Raw genomic sequence first — 23,877 nt, 5'->3', positions numbered from 1 at the left:
CCTGGGTGACGGGCCCGGGTGATCGGCCAGGGGCGCCGCCATGGGTGATCAAGCCAGTGCCAGCAGGGTCCTCAGGACCTGACGCAGCACCGATTCGGCGTCCGGTTCCGGGCCGGGCGAGCGCCAGGCGACGAACCCGTCGGGCCGGACGAGCACGGCACCCCCGGGTGTCGTCCCGTGCCGCTCGGTCCAGTGCGCATCCCCCTGCACGACCAGTTCGGCCCCAGGTCCGGTGCCCATCCGGTACGACCTGATCGGCACCGGCGTCTCCACGGCGAGGCGAATGGCGGCCCGGTGCCATCCGTTCGGGCCATCGGCGTCGCTGAGCAGGACCAGGGACTGTTCGTAGAGGTCGAGGGTGGAGATCCGTTCGTCCCCGTGCCGCACCCACATGTGGGGTGCCCTGCTGCCGGGCTCGCCGCTCAGGTCGAGGTTCTCGGGAACGACGGCGGCCGCGGGGTCGGTGCCGAGGACGGCGCCCTGCGGGTACCGGTAGCCGAGGGCGACGTTGAGGATGCCCCGCCGGGGGCCGCCGCCGGTGTCGGGCGGTGGGGTGAATCCGGGGTGGCTGTGCTCGGCCGACCGGTCGGCGGCGCGGGCGCTGGTCGCCTCCGCCACCGGGCGGCGCTCGGCGTCGTAGGAGTCCAGCAGCCCCTCCCCGGCCCAGCCGCCGAGCACCGCGGCCAGCTTCCAGGCGAGGTTGTGCGCGTCCTGGATTCCGGTGTTGGAGCCGAAGGCCCCGGTGGGCGACATCTCGTGCGCCGAGTCCCCGGCCAGGAAGACCCGTCCGGAGCGGTAGCTGCGGGCGACGCGCTGGGCGGCGTGCCAGGGCGCCCGGCCGGTGATCTCCACGTCGAGGTCCGGGGTCCCGACCGCGCGGCGGATGTGCTCGATGCACCGCTGGTCGGTGAACTCCTCCAGCGTTTCGCCGTGTTCGGGGTGCCAGGGGGCGTGGAAGACCCAGTTCTCCCGGTTGTCCACCGGCAGCAGCGCACCGTCGGCGTGCGGGCTGGTGAGGTAGCAGACGATGAAGCGGCGGTCGCCCACGACTGCCGCGAGGCGGCGGGAGCGGAAGGTGATGCTGACGTTGTGGAACAGGTCGCCGGGCCCGCTCCGGCCGATGCCGAGCTGCTCGCGGACGGGGCTGCGGGGGCCGTCGGCGGCGACGAGGTAGTCCGCGCGGACGGTGGTGTGCTCGCCCGTCTCCCGGCTCTTGACCACTGCGGTGACACCGGTGGGATCGCTCTCGAACGACATCAGTTCGGTGCCGAAGCGCAGATCGCCGCCGAGCGCCCGGGCACGGTCGAGCAGGACCGGCTCCAGGTCGTTCTGGCTGCACAGACACCAGGCGCCGGGGCTGAAGCGGGCCAGTCCGCCGCCGGGGTCGATCTCCCGGAACAGCCACTCGCCCACGTCGCCGGCCAGGGTGGGCGTCTGCAGGATGCCGTGGTTGTCGGCCAGGGTGGCGGCGGCCTCCTGGATGGCCGGTTCGACGCCCGCCACCCGGAACAGTTCCATCGTGCGGATGTTGTTGCCGCGGCCGCGCGGGTGGACGGAGGTGCCGGCGTGCCGCTCCACCAGCAGGTGGGGCACCCCCAGCCGCCCCAGGAACAACGAGGTCGACAGGCCGACCAGGGAGCCCCCGACGACGAGCACCGGGACCCTGTGGGTGTCGTGGCCGGCCCGCTCGGCCCGTTCCTTCGTCACTCTCGCCTCCAGCGCATCGTGCCCGCCATCCCGGCCGGAACCGTCCGGGATCCTCATGCATGCCCCGGGAAGCGCACGGCACCTCAGGCTTCACCCGGCTGTCACCCGGTGGGCAGGTCGAGCCGATGGTCGGTATGGCTCATACGACGCTCTGCCGCGTCGGGGGCGCCGGGGTCCGCCGGTGCCTGTGCCCGGATTTTGGTGCGCAGGGTGTCGGCCTCCGGGAGGCCCAGTTCGTCGAACAGGTCCAGGGCGAGCCGCCAGGCGTCGAGGGCGGGGCCGGGCGCGCCCGCCGCCTCGTGGGTGTCGCCGAGGTAGCTGAGGCCGATCGCCTCGCTGCGGCGGTCGCCCGTCTTGCGGAAGAGGGCGAGGGCACGGTCGTAGCACTCCACGGCGGTGGCGTGGCGGCCCAGGTGGCGGTGGATGTAGCCGAGGCTGTCCCAGGTGTGCGCCTGGCCGCTCAGGTCGCCCGTTGCCTGGACGAGCGGCAGTGCCTGCCGGCAGTAGGCGAGCGCCTGCCGCAGTTCGCCGAGTTCGGCGAGGTACCAGCCCATGTCGTTGAGGGCGACCGCCTGGCCGCCGCGGTCGTGGGCGAGCCGGAAGTGTTCCAGCGAGCGGCGCGAGTGGCGCAGTGCCTCACGGGGTGCTCCGTGGGCCCAGGCCATCTTGGCCAGGTTCTGGCGGGTGCGGGCCTGACCGGGATGGTTGTCCAGCCGGCGGAAGAGGTCGAGGGCACGGGTGAAGTGGTGGCGGGCCCCCTCCGGGTCGCGCAGCTGGAAGCGGGCCAGCCCCAGGCCCCGGTGGCCGGCCGCCTGTCCGGCCAGGTCCTCGTGGTTCAGCGCCGCGTGCAGGGCGGCGGTGTGGACGTCGGTGAGGGCCTGCCAGTTGCCCTGGCGTTCCAGGAACGTGGTCAGGGTCGCGGCGAACTGCCAGGTGTAGCCGTCGAAGCCGGGCAGCGGGCGCTCCACGGCCGACAGCAGGACCGCCTGTTCGGCGATCAGCCAGGCCAACGCCTCGTCGTAGTCGGCCAGTTGGCGGGAAAGGGCGCCGGGCTCGGCCGGGGCGAGGGTCATCGGGTGGTGCCGCCGGGTGAGCAGGGCGTCGGCCGCGTAGGCGGTGTGCAGGTAGTGGTCCAGAACGCGGCGGGTCGCGGCCCCCGCCGTGGGTTGGTCGTCGTGCTCGGCGACCAGCTCGACGGCGTAGGCCCGCAGCAGGTCGTGGCAGGTGTAGCGCTGCGGTGCGTGCTCGATCAGCAGATGGGCCGCGGTCAGTTCCGCGACCGGCGCCCGCACCTGGCCCACCCCGGCGCCGGCGAGGGCGGCGAGGGCCGTCAGGTCGGCGTCGGGGCCGGGATGCAGGCCCAGGAACCGGAACAGGCGTGACGCCTGAGGGCTGAGGGTGCGGTACGACCAGTGGAAGACCGTCCGTACCGCGGTGGCCGGATCGCCGGTGTCCAGCGGGTCCAGGATCCGCTCGGCGGTGCGCAGTTCCTCGGCGAAGCCGGCCAGCGGCACGGCGGGGCGGGCGGCGGCGCGGGCGGCGACGACCGCGAGCGCGAGCGGCAGCCCGGCGCAGCGCACGACGATCTCGTCCACCGCGGCGGCCTCGGCTGCCACCCGTGCGACACCCAGGCGGGCGGCGAGCAGTTCGCGGCACTCCTCGGCGGTGAGCAGGTCGAGGGCGAGCAGCTGGGCTCCTTCCGCGGCGGCCAGTCCCGTCAGCGGGCTGCGGCTGCTGACCAGGGCCAGACAGCCCGGCGCGCCGGGCAGCAGCGGCCGTACCTGATCGGCGTCCCGGGCGTTGTCGAGGACCACCAGGACCCGTCGGCCGGACAGCAGACTGCGGTAGAGGCCCACCTGCGCGTCGAGGGACTCGGGTACCCGGGCGGCGGGCACTCCCAGCGCGTCGAGGAATCCGCGTACGGCCCGGTCCGGGGCCAGGGGTGCGCCGCCGGGGTCGAAGCCGCGCAGGTTCACATACAGCTGCCCGTCGGGAAAGTCCGAGCGCACCTGCCGTGCCCAGTGCACCGCCAGCGCGGTCTTGCCCACTCCGCCCATGCCCGACAGCGCCGACACGACCACCGCCGCGGGACGCCGTCCGGCGTCCGCCAGCAGCGCGTCCAGACGGGCGAGTTCGTCGGTACGGCCGATGAAACCCGGTACGCCCATGGGGAGTTGAGCGGGGACGGTGTACGGGACGCTGCCGCTCGGAGGGGGCGGTGCCGCCCGCCCAGCCCGAGGCGGGGCGGTGGGGGCGGGGGGAGGCGGCCGGGTCGCCGACGCGGCCGGGAGGGCGGGCACCGCCTCGTGCTCGTGCTCGTTTCCGAGGGGGCGCTCCCGGAGGATCTCCTGGTGCAGTTCCCACAGCCGGCGCCCGGGTTCGGTACCGAGTTCCTCCACCAGGCGCTGCCTGGTCTGTGCATAGCAGCGCAGTGCCTCGCCGCTGTCGCCTGCCGCGTACAGGGCCCGCATGAGGGCTTCCGCGAGGGGTTCCGTCAACGGGTACTCGTCCAGCAGGTCGGCCAGCTGGCCCACGAAGGCTGCCGGGTCGCCGCCGCGGATCTCGATGTCCGCCAGTCGTACGGCGGCATCCACGCGCTGCCGCCGCCAGGTCTCGCGCATCCGGGCGGGCCAGGTGCCGGGCAGACCGGCGAAGGGCTCGCCGCGCCACAGGTCGAGGGCCTCGCGCAGCAGTGCGGCACGGGTCCGGTCGGGCTGGGTGCCGTCGCGCGCCTGCGCGGCCAGGCGGTGGAAGCGGTGCAGATCGATCAGGTCGGGGTCGAGGTCCAGTTGGTAGCCGCCGGACCGGCGCAACACCGGTAATCGCCCGTCGCCCAGGTCCTCCAGGCGTTCGGCCAGCCGCCGGATGCGGGCGATGTGCGCATACAGGGAGCGGCGCGCGCCCTCCGGCGGATCGGCGCCCCAGATCCGGTCGATGAGCACGTCGACCGGTACGGGCCGGCCGGCGTCCACGGCCAACGCGGCCAATACCGCCCGCCGTTGGGGCGGCCCCAGGTCCACCGGCGCTTCCCGCACCAGCACTTCCACCGGTCCCGACAGACACAGCCGTAGCACTGCACCCACCCCCCGTTCACATCGCATCCACAGTCTCCTCACATCGCCGAGCAGGGCGACAAGCTTTCGGCAAAATCTCGGACCACCCCCGACCCCCACCCTGGGGGGAGCGGCGCCCGCGCCGGTACCGCAGTGCGGGCCACGCGCGACCGCGACCCGCACAGTCACTGCGCGGGGCTCACACGTGACCACGGGGGTTGACACGTGCATCGATCGAACACGGCGACAGCGACGGCCTCTTCGCCTGCCCGGATCGGACCGCTGGACGGCGCGCCCTTGCCCGACCCGGACGGACCGCTGTCCGCGACGGCCGGACGCGGTGTCCTGGAGGGCGCCTTCGCCCTGCTGAACGCGCTGCGCCAGGAGGAGGGGGCCGGTGTGACGGTGCTGGCCTCGGCGTGCGGTCTGCCCAAGACGACCGCCTATCGGCTGCTCGACCAGCTCGCGGAGCTGGGGGCCGTCGAACGCAGTGGGGGCCACTACCGCATCGGCCCCGGCATGTTCCGACTGGGCCATGGCTGGCAGCCCTACCCGGGGCTCAGGAAGGCCGCCGAGCGGCCGCTGCGGCGGCTGGCGGCCGTCACCGGTATGACGGTCGGCCTCGCCGTACTGCACGAGGGGCAGACGCTGATCCTGAACTGGTCGGCCGCCCCGGACGTCCCGCGGCCCCTGCCCGAGGACCGGCAGACCTGGCCGTGGTACACGGCGGCCGGCAAGGTGCTGACCGCCTGGGCCCACCCCGGCCTGCCGCTCGGTCCGCTGCCCCGGGCCTGGCCGCACGAGGCCCGGCGGATCCGGGAGCGCGAGGCCGCCTACGACCGGGAGGAGGTGCTGGAGGGGGTGTGCTGCACCGCCGTGCCCGTGTACGCGGCGGACGGCGTCCCGGTGGCCGCGCTGAGCGTCCTGACCGGCCCGGGCCATCGCCTGGAGCGCCTGGCCGACCCGGCCCGCCGCGCGGCATCCGCCATCACGGCGGGGCTCGGCCGTTCCGCTCAGCGGCACAGCGGGCGACAGGCCGAGGTCCCCTCAGCAGGCTGAGCCCGTCGGATCGGGCGCCACCGCGCCGCATGTGACGCCGACCGGGAACCGCACTGCCGTACCACCACTTACGGAGGGCACCATGAAGTCGTCGCCGACCTCGCAGGGCCACCCCGGCGACCAACTGGCCCTGCTGACAGCGGAGTTCGACGGCGGGCACGACGTGTGGCGCTCGGCGATGGGCGGGGTGTGCGTGGCCGGGCCCGAGGCGGTGCGAGCGGTGCTGGGCAACCGGCACGGCGCCGTCGCGGAGACGTCCGACTTCTTCCACAACCGGCACGGCGTCTTCGGGCCGCGTTCCGCGCAGATCACCATCGGCCGTGCGGCCCGGAACCTGGTACGCCGTCATCTCGACGCGCGGCGCCAGGACCTGCCCGATCTGGTCGCCGAGCGGCTCGCGCCGCACAGCGAGTGGCCGGACGCCGGGAACCTGCTCGTGCTGCGGCATCTGCGCGAGGTGCTGCTGCACCGGGACGCCCCGGCCCACCTGCAGACGACCGTGGAGGCGATCGTCGCCCGTGCGGTGCTGGCGGGTGCACGGCGGCGCCACTCGGCCGCCTCCCGGCTGCTCTTCCGCCGCCGTGCGCTGCGGGCGCTGCACACCGAGATGTGCGCCCGGCAGGAGCGGCTGCGGCAGTTCGGCGGCCCCGCCGGGCCGCGCGACCTCGTCGACGTCGTCGTCGACGGGGGCGGGCCGACGGCGGATCCGCAGGATCTCGTCGAGGTCTACCTGTCCTTCCTGTTCGCCGTGGTCGGATCGGTCGGTTTCGCGCTGGGCTGGTCGGTCTATCTGCTGGGCACGCACCCGGAGCGCGCCGCGGCCGAACCAAGCTGGACGGTGCGCGAGGCGCTGCGGCTGTGGCCGGTGGCGTGGCTGTTCGCCCGGACGCCGAGCCGGGTGCAGGAGCTGGGCGGGACGTGGGTGACGCCCCGGGACCGGCTGGTGGTGTGCAGCTATCTGGTGCACCGGCACCCAGGTCACTGGGAGCGGCCCGACGAGTTCCTCCCGCAGCGCTGGGCCACGGGGGTGCCCGACGCGGCGTATCTGCCGTTCGGACACGGGCCGCACACCTGCGCGGGCGCGACCGTCACCGTGCGGCTGCTGGAGGACCTCGTAGGTCTTCTCTCACATGACTGGCGCGTGTCGGTCGCCCCCCATGACGGCGGCGGGCCCCAGGTGGGTCCGGCGCTGGCTCCGCCGCGGTTCACCGCGACGCTGAGCCTCCCCGACGACCGTCCCGAAAGGAGGTGAACCCGCATGCGCGCGCTGTACCTCAAGGCGAAGTCGGTCCTCAACATCCGAGGCCAGTACGAATACTTCTGGTACCTGTACCACCACATCTGACCGGCCCTGCGCGGGGAGGCGCCCGGCGGTCGGCTCCCCGCGCCCCACGAGGGGAACGTGCACGATGACCACCCCGCAACACCCCGAGGACTTCCTGCGTTTCATGCGGATGCGCAGCGCCCAGGAGGACGGGATCTTCTGGGTGGACGACCAGCGGCTCGGCATCTTCGAGCCGGAGGCGGCGCGCCACGTCAGCGCCACGAACTGGCACCGGTTCGTGATGCACGACCGCCTCGTCGACATGGTGCGCCGACGGCACAGCCCGGAGATGAAGTGGAGCCGCATCCGCTCCGCATGGCTGACCCAGCTGCACACCCTCGCGACGGCCGAACACCACGGCCGGCTGATCGAGCGCATGCAGCGGATCCTGGACGCCCGGGTCGGACAGGACGTCGACCTGACCATGCTCACGCAGGATGTGACGCTGCGGTCGCTGCTGCCCGTCGCACTGACCGGCCTCACCTCCGGCGAGGCGGAACTGGTGCGCCGGGACCTGGAGATGAAGTTGCTGCGCCTGGTCTCGCCCGAACCGGGCAGCACCTGGCACCACTTGCGGTTCATCTGCGTCCAGGTGCGCTCGGGGCTGGTGGTGCGCAGGGTCCTGCGGCAGCGCGCCCGTGGCCGGCGCAGACGCGAGCCGGACCTCGCCGACCCCTTCGTGGATCTGCTGCCGGAGCTCGGCATGGACCGCGCGCTGGACGTCGTCACCGCCGTCCTGACCGCCATCGGGGGCCCGCCGGGCACGGCCGCCGCGAGCCTGCTGTACGAGTTCGTCCGGCATCCCGAGTGGCAGCAGCGGCTCTCCGACGAACTGTGCGCCGTGGATCCGGCGGAATTCCGCGCGGCCCCCGCCCATGTGGCCCCGGTGACCCACCGGTTCGTGAAAGAGGTGCTGCGGATGTGGAGCCCGCCGCTGCTGCTGGTGCGGCGCTCCAAATTCGCTTTCGACCTGGGAGCCACCCGCCTGGAACCCGGGCAGTGGTATCTGCTGAGCCCGCACATGATCCACCGTGACGAGCGGATCTGGAAACAGCCCGACGTCTTCGACCCGGACCGTTTCCTGCCGGGCGCGCCGCACGGCCCGTCGGACCGCACCTGTTATGTGCCGTTCGGCTGGGCGCCGAAGAAATGCATCGGCGCGAACCTCGGCACGGTCCAGCTGATGGCGCTGTGCCATCTCCTCTGCACCCGCTACCGGTTGGACGTGGAACGGCCGGAGGACATCACGATGGCCCTCCGGTTCGCACCGGTACCGGAGCACTTCCGCGGTCGACTGGCTCTGCGGTAACAGGGCTGTCCGCCAGTCGATTCACCGATTCCAGAAGGGAGGTGAACCATGCAGAAGACCGTAGTGGTCAACGACCCGCAGGCGAACAACCACGGTCAGATCGTCGTCACCGTCGGTATCGGCTTCTGAGCCGTCACCGGAAGGATGTCGAAGGGTGCCCATCCCCCCGGTGCGGCCGGAATTCCCGTCGCGCCGGGGGTCGGCGAGCAGCACCACCGAAGGAATTTCACCGGAAAGCAGAAATGGACCGGACGTATGAAGGTCACCCTGGTCACCATGCCATGGGCCACACTGGCCACCCCGTCCCTCGCTCTCGGAATCCTTTCACGGCGAATCCGTGACGCCTTACCGGATGTCGAGACGAATACACGGTACGCCAATATCGACTTCGCCGACTGGATGGACCAGCAGGGCGGTTACGGCGCCTCGGACTACGACTACTTCTCCCTGCAGAGTTATTTCCTGGGCTGTGGGGACTGGGTGTTCTCCTCGGCCCTCTACGACGACCCCTCCTGGCGCGTGGCGGAGTTCACGCGGACGATGGAGAAGCGGGTCGACAAGACCCGGATGGATGTCTGTCTGCGGCTGCATCGCACAGTCACGGGGTTCGTCGACGCCCTGGCCCGCCGGATCGTCGCCGACGCCCCGGACGTCGTGGGGGCGACCTCGACCTTCCAGCAGAACGTCGCCTCCCTCGCCCTGCTGCGCCGTATCAAGGAACTCGCCCCGGACACGGTCACCGTGATGGGCGGGGCCAACTGCGACGGCCCTCAGGGCGAGGCGCTGCACCGCAACTTCGCTTTCGTCGACCACGTCGTACGCGGCGAGGCCGAACGGTCCTTCCCCCAGCTGCTCGAAGCCCTGCGGGACGGCCGGCCGGAGGACATCCCGCGCATCCCGGGGCTGTGCCTGCGCCGCGACGGATCCAGCGTGAGCACACCGCAGGCCGCACAGCTGCTGGCGCCGTCCGAGATCCCGATGCCGGACTTCGACGCCTACTTCGAGCGGCTGGGGCGTTCGCGCGTGCAGTCGTGGTATGAGCCGGTGCTGGTGGTCGAGGGCGCCCGCGGCTGCTGGTGGGGCGAGAAGCACCACTGCACGTTCTGCGGGCTGAACGGCTCGGCCATGGCCTTCCGCAGCAAGTCCCCGCAGACATATCTGACCGAGATCCTCACGCTCGCCGAACGCCACCACGTCCTCGACTTCTACGCCGTCGACAACATCCTGGAGATGTCCTACCTCGACTCCGTGCTGGCGAAGCTGGCCGAGGCACCGTACGACCTGCGCATCCAGTACGAGATCAAGTCGAACATGAACCTGCCGCAGATCGTGCGGCTGCGCGAGGCGGGCGTGGTCAGCGTCCAGCCGGGCATCGAAAGCCTCAACTCCCAGGTCCTGAAGATCATGGACAAGGGGGTGACCGGCACCCTCAACGTCCGCTTCCTGCGCGACGCGGAGAGCAACGGCCTGTCCGTGGCCTGGAACTATCTGTACGGATTCCCGGGCGAGACCCCGGAGGACTACCTCCCGGTGATCGAACAGCTGCCTGCGCTGCACCACCTGCATCACCCCACGGGGGCCAACCGCATCGCACTGGAGCGGTTCTCCCCCTACTTCAACCGTCCCGAACTGGGCTTTCCCGAGCGGCATCCGCAGGTGCACTACCCCCTCACCTACGATCTGCCGGAGTCCGAACTGGCCGATCTGGCCTACCTGTTCACCACCGCCAACCAGGGCATCGACGACAAGCTCGCCGAACGCCTGGAGACGGCCCTCGACGAATGGACGGACAACTATCCCCGCTCCCGGCTGACCTTCACCGACTCCGGCGACCGCATCCACCTGACCAACTCCCGTCCCGGCTTCGCATGGCGGTCCCTGACCCTGTCCGACCCGGCCGAGACGGAGATCTTCCGGGCGCTGCACAACCCGCGCTCCGTGAAGGAGTTGGCCCGCCGCGCCGCCCGGACGGACGGCGGCTGGGACGAGGACCGCGTCGGGGAACTGCTCGCCGACTGGCGGCGGCAGGGGCTGGTCTTCGTCGACGCCGACCGGGCCGTCCAGCTCGCGACCGCGGACGAGAACCAGCTGCTGTGCCGCATCCGGCGCGCCTCGTCGCAGGAGTACGGATACCAGGTGGCACTGGACCAAGCCGAGGAGCCCACATGCCTGACGATCTCCTGACCCCACCGGCCCCCTCCCCCGCCGTCGGGCAGGTCCGCGGCCTCTACGAGCGCGGGGTGCGCTGCGTCACCCTCGACGAGCCCGTCCAGCTGCGCACCCCGGCCCCGCGCGACCTGCGCGCACTGGACTTCGTACGCATCGCCACCGCGCGCGGACTGCTGGTGCGCTGGCAGTTGCGCGCGGGGCGGCGTGCGGACCCCGCGCTCACGGCACGGCATCTGACGCATCTTCAGCCACCCGTCTCCCTGGACGGCAGCGGCCAGGCGGAGCGGCTGGCGCAGTGGCGGGAGCGTTTCTACGTCGGCCGCTGCGTGTGGCGGCGCGGTCCGGGCTTCGTCCAGATCCGCGACCGCCGCGACGGGGTGCTCCAGCGGTTCGACCTGACCGAGCCCGCGTACGTACGGGCGGTGGCGCTCCTGGAGGAGCAGCGGCCGGGCGAGGTGGATCCGGAGGTGCTCGATGCGCTGCGCGCCGAACACCTGGTGCTCAGGTTCGGCGAACTCGACTGGTGGGCACCGTCGTTGATCGACCGCTGGCCGGCACCGTCCATGCTCCTGTGATCCCCACGGCTGGAGGAGACATGGTCGACACGGTCGCCGCCGCGGTGCTCGGTGCCGGGGCCGTGGTCTGGCTGGTGTGGCGGGGCTTCTGCACGCCGCCGGGCTCGTTCGGCTCCTGGGCGATGTTCTCCCACACCAACGCCTACCGGGTCCGTCTGTACGACGCGGCCGACGGGCAGCCCGTCTGCCCGTGGACGTACGAGCCGCGCCACGGCTTCCTCAACAGCGTCGAGGGCCTCGACGACCTGGTGCGCTACCTGGAGGAGGAGCACGGACGGCGCGTGGTGGGCGAGGGGGTTGCGCTGCTGCCGTTCACCTCAGTCAGAATCGCGGTCCGCGGCGGCCGGGTGCTCCGTGCCTGACCTGCTGGCGGCCGCACTGCCGGTGCACGGCACCGTGGCCGGCCCCGCCCTGTGTGCCTTCCGCGTGGTCCTGGGGACCGCGCTGCTGTGGAAGATCACCGCCGACCACGCGTTCGGCATGGCGCGCTTCTTCGACCTGCGCCCCAAGTCCCTGCTGCGCTGGCGCTACGAGCACGACGAGATGGCGGTGAAACTGCTGCTGAGCCCGGCCGCATTCAAGGTGTTCTACGCCGCCCGGGCGGTGGCGGTGCTGTGCCTGCCGGCGGGGGTCCTCGTCCCCCTGGCCGCGGGGGTGGTGGCCGCGTGGTGCATGTTCGAGTTCACCTTCGACCGCAAGTTCAACACCCTGTTCCTGGGGATGCTGTGCCTGCCGTTCGTGGTGGCGACCGGAACGGACGCCTATCTCAGCCTCCAGTCCCTGCTGGACGCATCCTCCCCGCGTGCGTTTCTCCGGCCGCCTGCGACACCGCACGGGACCGCACCGTCCTGGCCGCAGGCGGCCGTGGTGGTGCTGATGTTCCAGGTGTACTGGAGCAGCGCCTGGCTCAAGGCGTCCTCCCGCCAGTTCACCAGTGGGGACGCCCTGCAGAAGACGTTCGAGCAACTGGCGGTGGTGGGGGCCGAAGCACGCGACGGCGCACCGCGGGACTACTACTTCCCCGACTGGTTCACCCGCCGCCTCGCCACCGCGGACCCCGCCGTCGTGGCCCGCCGCTGGCGGCTTCCCTCGCTGGCTGCCATCGGCGTGGAGGCGGCGGTGCCCCTCCTGCTGGTCTTTCCCGTCACCTGGCCGGCCGGCGTCGTGGCGGGCGTGCTCATGCACACCGCGTTCACCACGATCCTGCCCAAGCGCCTGGTGCCCTTCGGCCTGGCTGCCGTGGGCACATACGCGCTGTTCCTGCCCCCGCACACGTTCGTGACCCTGATCGAGGCACTGACATGACGCACGCCACGCGCTGGGCCCCCACCTCCTTCGGCGCCCATGCCCGCGCCTACGACCGGCTGCGGCCCGGTTATCCCCTCGAAGCGCTGACCCAGGCGCTCGGGGAGAGCGCAGAGGACCGGCGGGGAGAGGCTCTCGACGTCGGCTGCGGGACCGGAAAGCTCGCCGCCGCGCTCGACACGCTCGGCCATCGGGTCACCGGCCTGGAACCCGATCCGCGCATGGCGGCCGTGGCCGCGGCGAAGGGGCTGGCCGTCGACGTGGCCGCCTTCGAGGAGTGGGACCCGGCGGAGCGGCGGTTCGACGTGGTGGCGTGCGGCCAGGCGTGGCACTGGCTGCGGCCGGGCGAGCGGGTGGACCGGGCCGCGCGGTGTCTGCGTCCCGGCGGGCGGATCCTGCTCGCCTGGAACTTCAGCGCCCTGCCCCCGGCCGTCACGGCCGACCTCACCGAGGTCTACGTCTCCGTCCTGCCGCAGGGTCTGCCGACCGGCGAGGGCGGCCGGCAGACCCTCGCGGAGTCCGACCTCGACGCGTACGTCCAAGAGCTGCACGCGCACGGCTTCCCGCACGTGCGCAGGGCCGTGGTGCCCTGGCAGGCCACACTGACCTCCCGTCAGTGGTGCGGGCTGCTGGCCACCGACAGCCGCCATCTGGCGCTCCCGAAGGCATCCCGCCGACGGTTGTGGCACGAGACGGCCCGCTGTCTCGACACCGCGCACGACGGCCGCGTGCCCGTCACGTACCGCTGCGTCGCCCTGGGCGCATCCGCCGGAGACTGACCGGCTCCCCGGCATCACGTCACGGGGCGGGCGACCGTCGGTCGGGGACCTCATCGTGCGGCGACCGACCGACAGAGCCGGTGAACCAACCGTCGCCTGCGCTACGCCTTTGAGGCGGACGGCGGGGGCTTGTTCGCAGGCTCTCAGTCCGGCACCGCATCACGCGGCGGCTCCGCATCACGCGGCCGCTCCGCCGTCCGGGCCGCACCGCCGCCGTCCTCGCCGCCGCCGTCCCCGCCGTCGCCGGGTTCCGCGCTCAACTCCCGTACGGCAGGCAGAAGATGGTTGGCGCCCGCCATCAGCACCAGCCCCACGGCGACGGCGATCAGCGGGACGCCCGCACCGAACGCGTCGGCCAGTGCCCCGCACACCAGCGGGGCGAGCCAGCCCAGCCCCATCGAGGCGAACCCCAGCGCGGAGGCGACGCGGGCGGTCAGCGCGTCCTCGGTCGTCGCCATGACGTGGCTGGTGAGCACCACGTTCAACGGGGTGACTAGCACCGTGCTCACCCCCAGGCAGAGCCCCGCGAGCCAGGGGCGCCCCGCCAGTGGCACGAGTGCCGCGACCCCGACCGGCATCATCCACGAGACACCGAGCACGAGTTGACGACCCGGCACACGCTGGACCACCCAACCGGCAGCCAACGCCCCGCCCAGCGCACAGGCCGTGGCGAGCGCCTCGGCGGCACCGATCCGAGTCGACGACGCGCCGTGCTGCCGCAGCGCGACGACGAACATGAAACCGACGCCCCCCAGCAACAGATTCATCAACGCCAGCCACAGCAGGGCGTACCGGAGGAAGGCGCGGCCCCGGATGTGCGCGAGCCCCGCGCCCAGATCGCGCAGGGCCGAGGAGCGCACCCCCGGCCCAGTGGTGCCGGGATCGGGGCCCAGCTCGGAGCGCAGCAGGGCGGAGGCGATCGTCACGGCGGCGAAGGAGAGGGCGTCCGCGAGGAACGGCGCCCAGCGGGCCAGCGAGAACAGCAGCCCGCCCAGCGGGGCACCGGCCAACTGGGCGCCGTAGTCGCGTGCTTCGGCGCCGGCGTAGGCCGCCTTGAGCTGAGCGGTGGGGACGACGCGCCGGACCACGGGGGCGGCCGCTCCCCGGAAGGCGGCCGAGGCAAGCCCCTGCACCAGGGCGAGGGCCGCAATCGCCGGCAGCCAGGGATGTTCGGCCGCCACCAGCCAGAAGACCGTTGCCATGGTGGCGAGTTGGACGAGGGAGGCCCCGATCAGGATGGCCCGGCGCGACCGGCGGTCGGCGAGGACGCCGGCCGGCAGCAGGCCCACCAGCAGCCCGGCGCCGGCGCAGGTCCCCACGGTCCCGGCCGCCGCGGCGGAGCCGGCGGTGGCAAGGATCAGCAGCGGGAAGGCAAGCGTGGAGACACCGGTGCCGAGGTCGGACAGTGCCGTACCGCTCCACCACAGGGTGTAGTCCCGGTTGCGCCACAAGGGCGCAGCCTTGGGGGACTCCCCGTGCTGGGGCCGATCCTCCTCATGGGCCACGTCGTCGAAGCTAGCGGCGCGGCTCGCAGGGTGTCGATCGGTGTTCCGCTAGGTGGTGCCGGCCGCCTCGGTGCTCGGGGCGTGGGTGCCCGTGCTGCCGAACCGGATGCCCTTGGCCTCCTTGCCGACAGCGCTCAGTGCGATCACCACGACCAGGGCAGGCACCACGGTCCACGTCATCGCCGCCGGATAGCCGTGCCGCTCGGCGATGGCCTCCTGGATGGGCAGGTTGAGAGCCGCGATCAAATTCCCCAACTGGTAGGTGACACCCGGGTAGAAGCCCCGGATCGCGTCCGGGCTCATCTCGGTCAGATGCGCGGGGATGACACCCCAGGCTCCCTGTACGCACATCTGCATCAGGAAGGAGGAGAGCATCAGCCAGCCCACGGCGGTGGACAGCACGAAGAAGGGCACTACAGCCAGGCCCCCGGCCGCCGCCACCATGATCGTGCGACGGCGGCCCAGCTTCTCGGAGTAGGCGCCGAGCAGCGTGCCTCCGATGATGGCGCCGATGTTGTAGACCACAGCGATGGAGATCGCGGTGTCCGGGGACAGGCCCAGGCCCTTCTTGACGAAGGTCGGGTAGACGTCCTGGGTGCCGTGCGACATCCAGTTGAAGGCGGTCATCAGCGCCACGAGGTAGACGAAGCGCTTGAGCACCGCCGGGTTCTTGAACACCTGATACGCGGGGGTGCGGTTGAGCGCCACGCTCTTCTCCCACACCTCGCTCTCCTCCACCCGGGTGCGCACCCACAGGGCGACCAGGGCGGGCACCAGACTGAAGGCGAACAACCCCCGCCAGCCGAAGGCGGGTTCGATGACGAAGAACGCCACGGCGGCGAGCAGATAGCCCAGCGAGTAGCCGCTCTGCAGCAGCCCCGACCAGAAACCGCGCCGCTCGGCCGGGATCTTCTCCATGGCGAGCGCCGCACCCAGGCCCCACTCCCCGCCCATGCCGATGCCGTACAGCAGACGCAGCACCAGCAGCACGGCGTAGTTGGGCGCGAAGGCGCAGGCGAATCCGACGATCGAGTAGAAGATCACGTCGACCATGAGCGGCAGCCGGCGGCCCCGGCGGTCCGCCCACATGCCGAAGAGCAGGGCACCGACCGGACGCATCATCAGGGTGGCGGTGGTGAGGAATGCCATGTCGGTGAGGGAGACATGGAAGTCGTCGGCTATCTCGCTGTAGACGAGAACCACCAGGAAGTAGTCGAAAGCATCCATCGCCCAGCCCAGGTAGGCGGCGACAAAAGCATTGCGCTGATCCTTCGTGAGACCCGAAGCCTGCTCCCGGACGGTCTTCAGCATGCCGACCCTTCCCACGGTTTAGCAGGTCAGGCTAGGTCCGTACGACGGGGGCGAGCAATGCAGGCACCGGCAAAACACGAACCACAATTGGCCAAAACCGTCGCGCTGTTCACAGGCGGGCAGTTCCTCTGTCCCGTCGACCCACTGCGCCACCACTTGGGTCTTGCCCACTCCCCCGAGTCCGGAGAGGACGACGATGCCTGGCCCGTGCGACCCTCGAAGGGCGTCCGCGATCGGGCGGCCCGTGATCACGGCGTTCCCGGCTGCCTTTCGCTCGGCCGTCGTGTGCAGGAAGCTCACGGTGGGCCGCCCGAGCAACAGGCCAAGGACCACTCACAACGAACGAGGGAGCCCCGTGGAAGCGGAACTGGTGACGCTGGTCGGAACCGGAGCGACGACGGTGATCGGTCTCATGGTCACCGACGCATGGGAGCAGGCGAAGCAGCGCGTGGTGCGGCTGTTCGCACACGGCGGCGAGGCCGACACCGTGGCCGGGGAACTGGAAGAGTCCCGCAACACCCTGGTCACGGCGACCGGGACCGCCGACGAGGAGGGCCTCACCTCCGACCTGACGGCGTCGCTACGGTTCAGTCTGCGCCGCCTGCTGGAGCAGCACCCCGACGCGGCCGACGAACTCCGGCGCCTCGTCGACGAGTTCGCCCCCGCCGCCCAGCCCGATCCTGCGGGCACGGTGCACAACAGCATCAGCGGTGGCACACAACACGCCCCGGTGTTCATGGGGCGCAACTTCACGAATACGACGATCCACACCTCCGGGGGCACCACTCCGGATCGAACCGCCTGAGAGGCTCAGTCGCCCCAAACCGGGATCACGATCCGCCCAGAAAGGAAAGCCGCACCCTTCGCTCGAAATTGTCCCTGTTCGTATCCGCCAAACTCCGTTAGGGCAACCCCTGGTTCAGAGAACCTTCCAACTCGTCGGGAACCCTGCATCCACGACAGGACTACGTCCAGGGCGAGTACACACGGCTCGGTTCTTGCAATACGGGCCGCATCCAGCACTCCGCCAGGACACGCAGCCAACGCCCGAGCCCCGAGGTGCCGGCCGCCCCAACGGCGCGAGCACGCCCGCATCCGTGGTGAGAGGAGCTTCCGCGGGGGCGGCCGACTCGCTCTCGCTCATGATCGGGCAACCTGGCGAACGTTCCCCCGCTCCGTCTGGCCTGCGGGGACAAAATCGGCTCACCCATACCGGCCCGACATTCATCCACAGAGAGGTGCGAATGACCCTAAACTGGGAAAAGCACTCCATGGATGATCGAGGGCAGCGTGTCGGCCAACGGTATGGCATCGAGCTCATACCCGCTCAGCGCCGCGGGTGTCGGCGCAGCGCCCGAGCGCGACGACGCGTTGGTGAGGGCCGTGGTCCATGCCGTGGAGGTCACCGGAGCACATACCGGAAGCGTGTTCCTGCTCTCCGGCGACCATCGCTCGCTCGTCGTGGCCGCGTCCTGCGGGACACCGCCCTCCCTGCTCAGCGGGTGGCGTCGGATCCCGGTCAACAGCCGTATGCCGGTGGCGGAGGCGTGTCGCTCCGGGCGCATGGTCCACCTGGCCGGCGCGGAGGAGACGATGCGGCGCTTCCCCCAGCTCTCGATCGCCCTGCCCTACCCGTTCGGCTCTGCATCGGTCCCCGTACGGGCGGGCGAGCGGACCTTCGGCGCCATCGCCGTGGTGTGGACGCCCAGGCCGGACGGGACCGGACTGTCGAGGGCGCAGCGCGGGCAGTTGCGCTCCGCCGCCGACCGGCTGGGCACCGCCCTCGCCGGACTGCGGGCCCGCGGCACGCTCGGTGAGTACGACGAGCGGACGGCTCCAGTACTGGTCCCGCTGCCGTCCGCTCCGGCGATCCGGGTGGGCCTGTTCGACTGGAACCTCGACACCGGAGCCCTCACTGCCGACGACGAGCTGTGCGCGATCTTCGGGATTGCGCCCCGCGCGTTCGACGGTCGGGCGGCCACACTGGCGGCCTACATCGAGCCGGCGGATCTGCCCGGTTTCGGGTCCGCCGCCCGCGCCGCGGTCGAGGAGGGACACCTACTGGCGCACCGCCTACGCATCCTGGACGGCCGTGGTGGACACCGCGTCGTCGAGCTGTGGGGCCGGGTACCGGAGAGCCCCGACGACTCGGAGGCCTCTTGCCACCTGGTCGGCGCCGTGCTGGACTCCGGGAGCGGCATGGCCGCCGTGGCGGCGATCGAGCGGCTCGCGGACGGTTTCTTCGCGCTCTCTCCCGACGGACGCCTCGCCTACGCCAACCACAGCCTGGAGGATCTGCTGCGGGTCCGCCAGGACGAACTGCTCGGCCGGCGCCCCTGGGACATCCTGCCTTGGCTGGCCGATCCCGTGTACGAGGACCGCTACCGGGCCGCCGCCGTCTCCCAGCAACCGGTCTCCTTCCTGGTCCGCCGCCCGCCGGACGAGTGGCTGGTCTTCTCCCTTCACCCGGGCGCTCAGGGCATGACGGGATGGGCCTCACGAGTGCGGCAGCCCGTACCGGCCGGCACCGGACCCGGTGCACCAGTCACCGAGGAGGGGCCGCCCATCTCCTCGGCGCCTCCGCCCGCGGCCCCCCGCGTGGGTTCCCTCTACCGGGTGCTCACGCTGGGCAGCGCCCTCACCGCGGCGGCCACCGCGGACGAGGTGTTCGATGCCGTCGCCGAACAGTTGCTGCCGGCCTTCGGCGGCCAGAAGCTGGCGATCGCTGTGGTGGAGGAACAGCGCCTGCACCTGCTCGCTCAGCGCGGCTACTCGAAACGCTTTCTCGCCCGGTTCGAAGGCACCCCGCTGCACGCCCGGCTGCCCGTGACGGACGCGCTGACCTCCGGGGTCCCGCTGTTCGTCGAGTCCCGGGAGCAGCTCCGCGAGAGCTACCCCGGGCTCATGGTGGGTCACACCAACTCCTGGGCGTTCCTGCCGCTGATCGCCTCGAACCACCCGGTCGGCGCCTGCATTCTCGGCTTCGACGACATCCACCGGTTCCCCGACGAGGAGCGCGGAGTCCTCACCGCGCTGGGCGGCCTGATCGGCCAGGCGCTGGAACGCGCCAGACTCTACGACGCCGAATTCGCCCTCGCCCGCGGCCTGCAGGACGCGCTGCTGCCGCACCGGCTGCCCACTCTGCCGGGGCTGCACGTCACCGGGCGTTATCTTCCGGGCACCAGGGGGATGGACATCGGCGGCGACTGGTACGACGTCATCCCCACCGGCGACGAAGTCGCACTGATCGTCGGGGACGTCGAGGGGCACAACGTCCCCGCCGCGGCCGCCATGGGCCAACTGCGCAGCGCCATGCGGGCATTCATCGCCGCCGGCCACCGACCGAGCGACGTCGTCGCCGGCACCAACCGGCTCCACATGGACCTCGACCCGGTGCTCCTCGCCAGCTGCTGCTACGCCCAGTTCCATCCCCGCTCGGGGATCGTGCGCATCGTCCGCGCGGGCCATCTCCCGCCCCTGCTGCGCCTGCCCGACGGGCACACCAAGATCCTGGATGTGCCCGGCGGCCCACTGCTCGGCATCGACGCGACGGCACGCTTTCCGGAGTCGGAGCTGCGTCTCGCTCCCGGGTCGGTCCTGGCCCTCTATACGGACGGGTTGATCGAGAGGCGCGACTCGGACATCGGCTCCGACGTCGAGCGACTCCGGGGGTCGCTGGCCCGGCTTGGCGGGGGTGGCCTGGACGAACTGGCCGACGGGCTGCTGCGGGATGCCTGCCACGTTTCCCCCGACAGGGCGGACGACATCGCGCTCCTGCTCACCGAGTACGCCCCGCCACGTTGACCAGTCCCTGCCGCCACTGTCACGTGCCCCAGATCTTCCGGTACGCCTCCCGGTATCCCGCCGGATCCCAGGTCGTGGCGCCGTGGCTGTTGTCGGCCGTGCTGATGTGGACGGGGGCCACATACCCGCTGGCCGGCCGGCCGGAGAAGGCGCGATTGAACTCGTCGACGATCTGCCAGCCCTGCAGGGACAGCGGCTCTGGCACGGTGGCCGCCTGGTACTGCTTGCTGTTGATGCGCTGGAAGGCGGAGGGGTCGCCGTCACCGGCGCCGATGTTGAAGGGCGGGCCGGAACCCTTCTTGCCGGCCGCGCGGAACGCCGGGGCGGCATCGGCGAAGTACAGGTCGTTGATGGCGACGGAGTGGGTCCATCTCCCCTGGAAGCGGGAGAGCAGTGAGGAGATCTCCCGGGGCGTACGGCTGCTGGCATCCGGGATCGGGATGTTCTCGTACGCCAGCAGCTTTACCCCCGCGCAGGTGGCCAGCTCCTTCCTGATCAGGTCGGACTTGTACTTGGCGAAGGGGATCGAGGCATCGGTGAAGACCACGGCCCCGGCTGTGCCGTCGGAGCTCGAGATGACCCACTGCGCACTGGCTCTGGCCACGTCCTCGACCTTGGTCGTGACGTTGGTAAAGAGCCTGGGGCGCCGGCTGGGGCCGGGGGAAGCGACCGCGTGCCAGCCGATGAGCGGGATGCCTGCCGCGTTCGCACGCGCCACCTGCTGCGAGGTCGAGCCCGGGTCGAAGCCCCCGATGACGATGCCCGAGGGTCTGACGTCCACGGCCTCGCTCATCGCCGCCTGGATGCCGGCGGGGGTGCCGCCACCGTCGATCACCCGGACGTGCCAGCCGATGACGCGCGCGGCTTTCCGCACGCTGTCCGCGGCGCCCGCGACTCCGGGATTGGTCATGGTCTGGGCGACGTAGACGATGGTCTTGCCGGCCACCGCGGTGGGACCGCTGGTCGGTCCGTTCCAGGGGATGTCGGTCCGCTCCGCCCGGCTGACGGCGGCCTGGGCCCTGGTCTGGGCCGCGGGGCAGCCGCTCGAACCCGAGGTGGAGTGCGCCGGGCCGCTCGACGAGCCGCGTTCACAGCCGGCCAGCACGAAGACCGCGACCACCAGGGCGGTGGCAGTGGACCGCGCGTTGCGGACGGTGGGGGTGTTGCGGTTGCGGTGCACGGAAGCTCCTTGCGGAGGATGCCGCCCGGGCACTCTGGCGGTGCCCGCGGCGTGGGTCATGGAGGGCTGCCCGGCGTGCCGTCGTCCTGTGTCACGGCGGGCGAATCGCGGGCGACGACCGCACCGGTGCGCAGGCGGCGACGAGCGGAGTAGCCGGCCAGTCCGACGGCGAGGAGCAGGGTGCCGCCGTAGAACAACGGGACCGTCCAGAAATCGCCGCCCATCTGGGCGATGCCGGTGAGGCCGACGGCGAGGACGGCGACGGCGACGAGGGTGCCCAGGGCGTTGGGGCGCCCGGGTTTGATGGCGGTGGAGCCGAGGAGGGCCCCGACGAACGCGGGCAGCAGGTAGTCGAGGCCGACGCTGGGATTGCCGATCTGCTGCTGGGCCGCGAGCAGCACTCCGTCGAAGCCGACGATCAGTCCCGACGCGGCGAAGGCGTAGACGGTGTACTTGCGGGTCGGGATGCCGACCAGGTCGGCGGCGCGCGGGTTCGACCCGACGACGTACAGGTACCTGCCGAGCGGCAGCCGCTCCAGAACCACCCAGAGGGCGACCGTGAGCGCGAGCACGTAAAAGGCGGGAACCGGCAGGCCGAGGAACGTCGAGTCGTAGATGTCGGTGAAGGCGGCCGGGAGGCCTTGCGGGCCGGGGACGATCCGGCCGCCGCCGGTGACCCATCCGGTCACCGCGTACATAATGCTGCCGGTTCCGAGCGTGGCGATGAACGAATCGATCCGTCCGAATTCGACGACGACACCGTTGAGGACGCCCACGACACCCCCTCCGGCGATCACCGTGAGGCAGGCGAGCGGCCAGGGCCACCCGTCGCCCACGACGAGCTGCATCACCATGACGTGCGCCAGGCCGAGACCGTAGCCGATGGAGAGGTCGAACGCGCCGGTCACGATGGGGACCATCGCGGCGAGTGCGAGGACGGCCGGGATCGACTGGTTGGACAGGATCGAGTCGACGGTGTCCCGGGTGGGAAAGGTACGCGGCAGGGTGAGGGAGAAGATCAGGAAGAGCAGGGCGGTGAGGGTCAGGAGGCCGTAGGCGCCGATGAGTTGCCCGCTACGGCCGTGCAGTCGGGCGAGTCGCCTCGGTGGTCCCGAGCGACGCGGCCGCGGCGGGGGCGCAGCCGGAGAGGGGGAGCCGGTCACGGATTCGCCGCGGTTCCGGAGGAGGGCAGGGCCGAAGCCGCCCGCGTGAGCTCGGTGACCGTGAGGGCCGGGCCGGTCAGTTCGGTCGTCACGGATCCGCGGACGAAGACCAGGGCGCGCCGACACACGCCCGCGACCTCCTCGAAGTCGCTGGAGATGAGGAGGACCGCGAGGCCGGCGGCGAGCGCCTCGTCGAGCAGGCGGTGGATCGCGGCTTTGGCACCGATGTCCACGCTCGCCGTCGGTTCCTCGAGGATCAGCAGGCGCAGGGCCAGCCGCAGCCACCGGCCGATCATGACCTTCTGCTGGTTCCCCCCGGACAGGGTGGCGATGGCAGCCTCGCTGTCGTCGGGACGCACCGAGAACCGTTCGATCAGGGTGCCGGCCTCGGCGCGTTCGCGGCGGGGGCTGATCCAGCACAGCGCCGACATGCCTCCCGCCCGGGGGTTGGCCAGGAGGTTCTCCCGTACGGTCAGCTCGGCGAGGCAACCCTCCCGCTGTCTGTCACCGGGTACGAGGGCGACACCCTGTCCGACGGCGTCCGCGACCGTACGGGGATGGTACGGGCGACCGCCGAGAAGGGCCCGTCCGCCGAGGAGGGGCCGGGCGCCCGCAAGGGCTCGGGCGAGGCCCATGTGTCCGGCGCCCGTGAGGCCGACCAGGCCGAGGACTTCCCCCCGCCTGAGCTCCAGACTGACCGGTCCCGCGTCGGGGGTGCGCACCCCGTCCAGGGTCAGGATGGCCGGGCCGCCGGCCGGGGTGGTGGCGGGGCGGTGATCGGTCGGCCCCTCGCCGGTGATGGCGCGCACCAGGCGGGCAGGAGTGTGGCTCGCCGGCGAGCCGTGGCTGACCAGGCGCCCGTCGCGCAGCACGGCGAAGGTGTCGGCGACCTCGTACACCTCGTCCAGGCGATGGGTGACGTAGAGGATGCCGTGCCCCCGTTCGCGCAGGGTGTGCAGCACCCGGAACAGCCGGGTGCAGTCCGCGGCGGGCAGGCGGGCGGTCGGCTCGTCGAGGACGATGAGTCTCGCCCGTGCCGCCAGGGCTCGTGCGACGGCGACAAGCGAACGCTCGGCCGGGGCGAGGCGGGAGATCGGCGTGTCGGGGTCGAGATGTCCGGCGACGACCCGCAGGGCCTCGGTGCAGTGTTCTCGGGTGAGCCGCCAGGAGATCAGTCCGGCGCGGCGCGGATACCCGGCGCTCAGAGCGATGTTCTCGGCTACCGTCATCCACTCCACCAGGCCGAGATCCTGATGGATGAAGGACATGTGCCGGGAAGCGGCGTGACTCCCGAGCGGGTGCCCGGCCACGGTGACCTGCCCCGAGTCGGCGTGGTGGACGCCGGCGAGCACCTTGATGAGCGTGGACTTCCCGGCTCCGTTGGGACCAAGGAGGGCGAGGACGCTGCCGGCGTGGACATCGAGGTCGACCCCGGCGAGCGCGAGGGTTCCCCCGAAGCGCTTGGCAAGTCCGCGGACACGGACCAGAGGTTCCGCCCCGAAGGGCGGGACCGCATGCGCAGAGGTGTCGTGGGCCTCGTGCACGGACCTCTCCGGGGTTGGACCTGTCGTGTTCTTCCCGATGTGCATCAGTGACATTAGCGGCACATGTTGCACATTTTCCGACATGTGGCC

19 protein-coding genes are annotated in these 23,877 nt (G+C 71.7%); 11 read left to right on the top strand and 8 right to left on the bottom strand.

The features are described from left to right. Positions 1 to 48 precede the first annotated feature (48 nt). Both P2Q00_RS23060 and P2Q00_RS23055 read right to left on the bottom strand, forming a co-directional pair. Positions 49 to 1,764: an FAD-dependent oxidoreductase gene (locus tag P2Q00_RS23060; RefSeq protein ID WP_275774555.1), complete on the bottom strand. Its 1,716-nt coding sequence runs from the start codon at positions 1,762 to 1,764 to the stop codon at positions 49 to 51. Between the two features lie 44 nt (positions 1,765 to 1,808). Next, a complete protein-coding gene (locus P2Q00_RS23055; RefSeq protein ID WP_275774554.1) occupies positions 1,809 to 4,808 on the bottom strand; it encodes an AfsR/SARP family transcriptional regulator in 3,000 nt (999 codons plus the stop codon). Positions 4,809 to 5,057: 249 nt separating this feature from the next. Here P2Q00_RS23055 and P2Q00_RS23050 point away from each other — a divergent pair, with 249 nt between their 5' ends. The 4 genes from P2Q00_RS23050 (at position 5,058) to P2Q00_RS23040 (ending at position 8,452) form a co-directional block, all read left to right on the top strand. Next, the gene (locus tag P2Q00_RS23050; protein WP_275774553.1) at positions 5,058 to 5,819 is read left to right on the top strand and encodes an IclR family transcriptional regulator; all 762 of its coding nucleotides are present in this window, start codon (positions 5,058 to 5,060) and stop codon (positions 5,817 to 5,819) included. Between the two features lie 82 nt (positions 5,820 to 5,901). Next, complete coding sequence (locus P2Q00_RS23045) at positions 5,902 to 7,071, top strand: cytochrome P450 (protein ID WP_275774552.1); 1,170 nt, start codon at positions 5,902 to 5,904, stop codon at positions 7,069 to 7,071. 6 nt (positions 7,072 to 7,077) lie between these two features. Continuing rightward, the gene (locus tag P2Q00_RS51265) at positions 7,078 to 7,164 is read left to right on the top strand and encodes a hyalucidin A family RiPP precursor (RefSeq protein WP_461696010.1); all 87 of its coding nucleotides are present in this window, start codon (positions 7,078 to 7,080) and stop codon (positions 7,162 to 7,164) included. A gap of 64 nt (positions 7,165 to 7,228) precedes the next feature. Beyond that, on the top strand, positions 7,229 to 8,452 hold the full coding sequence (locus P2Q00_RS23040) for a cytochrome P450 (RefSeq protein ID WP_275774551.1): 1,224 nt from the start codon (positions 7,229 to 7,231) through the stop codon (positions 8,450 to 8,452). Between the two features lie 21 nt (positions 8,453 to 8,473). Here P2Q00_RS23040 and P2Q00_RS23035 read toward each other — a convergent pair whose 3' ends face one another. Beyond that, a complete protein-coding gene (locus P2Q00_RS23035; protein ID WP_275774550.1) occupies positions 8,474 to 8,668 on the bottom strand; it encodes a hypothetical protein in 195 nt (64 codons plus the stop codon). A 39-nt stretch (positions 8,669 to 8,707) separates the two neighbouring features. Here P2Q00_RS23035 and P2Q00_RS23030 point away from each other — a divergent pair, with 39 nt between their 5' ends. Genes P2Q00_RS23030 through P2Q00_RS23010 form a run of 5 tightly spaced genes read left to right on the top strand, consistent with a single transcriptional unit; the run spans position 8,708 to position 13,280 of the window. Then, on the top strand, positions 8,708 to 10,636 hold the full coding sequence (locus tag P2Q00_RS23030; RefSeq protein ID WP_275774549.1) for a RiPP maturation radical SAM C-methyltransferase: 1,929 nt from the start codon (positions 8,708 to 8,710) through the stop codon (positions 10,634 to 10,636). After that, the gene (locus P2Q00_RS23025) at positions 10,618 to 11,196 is read left to right on the top strand and encodes a DUF5825 family protein (RefSeq protein WP_275774548.1); all 579 of its coding nucleotides are present in this window, start codon (positions 10,618 to 10,620) and stop codon (positions 11,194 to 11,196) included. Before P2Q00_RS23030 ends, P2Q00_RS23025 begins: the two co-directional genes overlap by 19 nt. A gap of 20 nt (positions 11,197 to 11,216) precedes the next feature. Then, entirely contained in the window at positions 11,217 to 11,558 is a 342-nt protein-coding gene (locus P2Q00_RS23020) for a hypothetical protein (protein ID WP_275774547.1), read from the top strand. Further along, the gene (locus tag P2Q00_RS23015) at positions 11,551 to 12,501 is read left to right on the top strand and encodes an HTTM domain-containing protein (RefSeq protein WP_275774546.1); all 951 of its coding nucleotides are present in this window, start codon (positions 11,551 to 11,553) and stop codon (positions 12,499 to 12,501) included. The genes P2Q00_RS23020 and P2Q00_RS23015 overlap by 8 nt, the downstream gene beginning before the upstream one ends. Beyond that, positions 12,498 to 13,280 (top strand): class I SAM-dependent methyltransferase, encoded by a 783-nt coding sequence (locus P2Q00_RS23010; protein ID WP_275774545.1) that lies wholly within the window; start codon positions 12,498 to 12,500, stop codon positions 13,278 to 13,280. Before P2Q00_RS23015 ends, P2Q00_RS23010 begins: the two co-directional genes overlap by 4 nt. Positions 13,281 to 13,423: 143 nt before the next feature. On the opposite strand, the gene P2Q00_RS23005 is transcribed toward P2Q00_RS23010, so the two are convergent. Beyond that, positions 13,424 to 14,785, bottom strand: a complete 1,362-nt coding sequence (locus P2Q00_RS23005) for an MFS transporter (protein WP_275774544.1) — start codon at positions 14,783 to 14,785, stop codon at positions 13,424 to 13,426. Between the two features lie 48 nt (positions 14,786 to 14,833). Continuing rightward, complete coding sequence (locus tag P2Q00_RS23000) at positions 14,834 to 16,096, bottom strand: MFS transporter (protein ID WP_275774543.1); 1,263 nt, start codon at positions 16,094 to 16,096, stop codon at positions 14,834 to 14,836. Positions 16,097 to 16,451: 355 nt separating this feature from the next. Here P2Q00_RS23000 and P2Q00_RS22995 point away from each other — a divergent pair, with 355 nt between their 5' ends. Both P2Q00_RS22995 and P2Q00_RS22990 read left to right on the top strand, forming a co-directional pair. After that, positions 16,452 to 16,901 carry a hypothetical protein gene (locus P2Q00_RS22995; protein WP_275774542.1) on the top strand — a complete coding sequence of 150 codons (450 nt, stop codon included), beginning with the start codon at positions 16,452 to 16,454 and terminating at the stop codon, positions 16,899 to 16,901. Between the two features lie 500 nt (positions 16,902 to 17,401). Continuing rightward, entirely contained in the window at positions 17,402 to 19,900 is a 2,499-nt protein-coding gene (locus P2Q00_RS22990) for a SpoIIE family protein phosphatase (RefSeq protein ID WP_275774541.1), read from the top strand. Positions 19,901 to 19,919: 19 nt separating this feature from the next. Here P2Q00_RS22990 and P2Q00_RS22985 read toward each other — a convergent pair whose 3' ends face one another. The 3 genes from P2Q00_RS22985 to P2Q00_RS22975 are packed head-to-tail and all read right to left on the bottom strand — an operon-like array spanning position 19,920 to position 23,787. Next, a complete protein-coding gene (locus P2Q00_RS22985; protein ID WP_275774539.1) occupies positions 19,920 to 21,080 on the bottom strand; it encodes a substrate-binding domain-containing protein in 1,161 nt (386 codons plus the stop codon). Between the two features lie 56 nt (positions 21,081 to 21,136). Next, positions 21,137 to 22,243: an ABC transporter permease gene (locus tag P2Q00_RS22980; RefSeq protein WP_275774538.1), complete on the bottom strand. Its 1,107-nt coding sequence runs from the start codon at positions 22,241 to 22,243 to the stop codon at positions 21,137 to 21,139. Continuing rightward, entirely contained in the window at positions 22,240 to 23,787 is a 1,548-nt protein-coding gene (locus tag P2Q00_RS22975) for a sugar ABC transporter ATP-binding protein (RefSeq protein ID WP_275774537.1), read from the bottom strand. The genes P2Q00_RS22980 and P2Q00_RS22975 overlap by 4 nt, the downstream gene beginning before the upstream one ends. Positions 23,788 to 23,877 lie beyond the last annotated feature (90 nt).

This window comes from Streptomyces coacervatus (genome assembly GCF_029223485.1).
In the GTDB taxonomy this organism is placed as follows: Bacteria; Actinomycetota; Actinomycetes; order Streptomycetales; family Streptomycetaceae; genus Streptomyces; species Streptomyces coacervatus.
The sequence above is the reverse complement of the archived record's forward strand: the minus strand, read 5'-3'. Positions and strand labels throughout refer to the sequence as shown.

Coding starts and splice junctions, on each gene's coding strand:
- P2Q00_RS23060 (WP_275774555.1), bottom strand. CDS start 1,764: ATGAGGATCCCGGACGGTTCCGGCCGGGATGGCGGGCACGATGCGCTG.
- P2Q00_RS23055 (WP_275774554.1), bottom strand. CDS start 4,808: ATGCGATGTGAACGGGGGGTGGGTGCAGTGCTACGGCTGTGTCTGTCG.
- P2Q00_RS23045 (WP_275774552.1), top strand. CDS start 5,902: ATGAAGTCGTCGCCGACCTCGCAGGGCCACCCCGGCGACCAACTGGCC.
- P2Q00_RS51265 (WP_461696010.1), top strand. CDS start 7,078: ATGCGCGCGCTGTACCTCAAGGCGAAGTCGGTCCTCAACATCCGAGGC.
- P2Q00_RS23040 (WP_275774551.1), top strand. CDS start 7,229: ATGACCACCCCGCAACACCCCGAGGACTTCCTGCGTTTCATGCGGATG.
- P2Q00_RS23030 (WP_275774549.1), top strand. CDS start 8,708: ATGAAGGTCACCCTGGTCACCATGCCATGGGCCACACTGGCCACCCCG.
- P2Q00_RS23025 (WP_275774548.1), top strand. CDS start 10,618: ATGCCTGACGATCTCCTGACCCCACCGGCCCCCTCCCCCGCCGTCGGG.
- P2Q00_RS23020 (WP_275774547.1), top strand. CDS start 11,217: ATGGTCGACACGGTCGCCGCCGCGGTGCTCGGTGCCGGGGCCGTGGTC.
- P2Q00_RS23010 (WP_275774545.1), top strand. CDS start 12,498: ATGACGCACGCCACGCGCTGGGCCCCCACCTCCTTCGGCGCCCATGCC.
- P2Q00_RS23000 (WP_275774543.1), bottom strand. CDS start 16,096: ATGCTGAAGACCGTCCGGGAGCAGGCTTCGGGTCTCACGAAGGATCAG.
- P2Q00_RS22990 (WP_275774541.1), top strand. CDS start 17,402: ATGGCATCGAGCTCATACCCGCTCAGCGCCGCGGGTGTCGGCGCAGCG.